This window comes from Rahnella sp. ChDrAdgB13, assembly GCF_017655185.1.
In the GTDB taxonomy this organism is placed as follows: domain Bacteria; phylum Pseudomonadota; class Gammaproteobacteria; order Enterobacterales; family Enterobacteriaceae; genus Rahnella; species Rahnella contaminans.
Genome location: NZ_JAEMGT010000203.1, coordinates 1 through 1,147 on the forward strand (window position 1 = coordinate 1; position 1,147 = coordinate 1,147).

1 protein-coding gene and 1 pseudogene are annotated in these 1,147 nt (G+C 56.1%); both read left to right on the top strand.

What is annotated here, in order from left to right; genetic code table 11:
* Positions 1-348 (top strand): annotated as a pseudogene (locus J8X26_RS26640) (IS21 family transposase); the annotation flags it as partial.
* Positions 349-361: 13 nt separating this feature from the next.
* A complete protein-coding gene (gene istB, locus J8X26_RS26645) occupies positions 362-1,102 on the top strand; it encodes an IS21-like element helper ATPase IstB (RefSeq protein ID WP_307803525.1) in 741 nt (246 codons plus the stop codon).
* Positions 1,103-1,147: the final 45 nt, after the last annotated feature.

Consider the following 1,147-nt stretch of genomic DNA (forward strand, 5'->3'; position numbering starts at 1 on the left):
CGCCACCGCCACCATCAGCTATGGACACCGGGGCGACTGAAAAACTGGGCAGCGGGAGTCGGTCACGACACGCTACGGTGGATCAGTGAGCGTCTGGAGGAGAAAGCACATCCGGAGCAGGCCTACCGGTTGTGTCTGGGCCTGCTGAGCCTGACACGGGCGTATCCTCCGGAGCGCGTCAACAACAGCTGCCGGCTGGCCAACAGCGAGGGGCTGACCCGACTGAAGCAGATAAAGTCGATCCTGAAAGCTAACCGCGATCTCATTCCTCAGGAGCGCGACCAACATCCGTCTCAGGAGCTTCCCCAGGAACATGAAAATATCCGTGGCCCGCGCCACTTCCACTGAAATAAGGAAACTGATAATGCCACATACGCTGATGAAAAAACTGTCCGAACTGAAACTGACCGGCATGGCTGCCGCACTATCTGTCCAGATGGAACAACCGGGTACATACGAAGAGCTCTCGTTCAGGGAAAGGCTGGCGTTGCTGGTCTCCCGGGAATCACTGGAGCGGGACCAGCGGAAGCAAAAACGCCTGTTGCAGAAAGCACGCCTGAGGCTTGAGGCCTCGGTTCACGACATCGACTACCAGCCGGCAAGAAACCTAGAGCGTTCACGTATCGCGCAGCTAAGCCAGAGCGAATGGGTGCTACGGGGGCAAAACTTGCTGATAACCGGCCCCTGTGGTTGTGGCAAAACCTACGTGGGCTGCGCTCTGGGTAACAATGCCTGCCAGCAGGGTTACAGCGTGCAGTACTGGCGACTGAGCAGGTTGCTGGGGGAACTGACGCACGGTCGTGCGGACGGTAGCTACAGAAAACAGCTGACGCAGTTATCGAAAACCCAGTTGCTGATCCTGGACGACTGGGGGCTTGAGCCACTACACCCGTCCCAGCGAAACGATCTGCTGGAGCTAATGGACGATCGCTACGGTAAAAATGCCACGGTAATGATAAGCCAACTGCCCACGGATGAATGGTATGGCTGTGTGGGAGACAACACGCTTGCAGACGCGATCTTAGATCGACTGATGCACAATGCTCACCGATTGGAAATGAAAGGTGAATCGATGAGAAAACGACTGGCTCAGGTTGACTGAAAGTGAACGCTCGGTGTAATAAAAAGAAGTTAGGGCGCGTTAGGA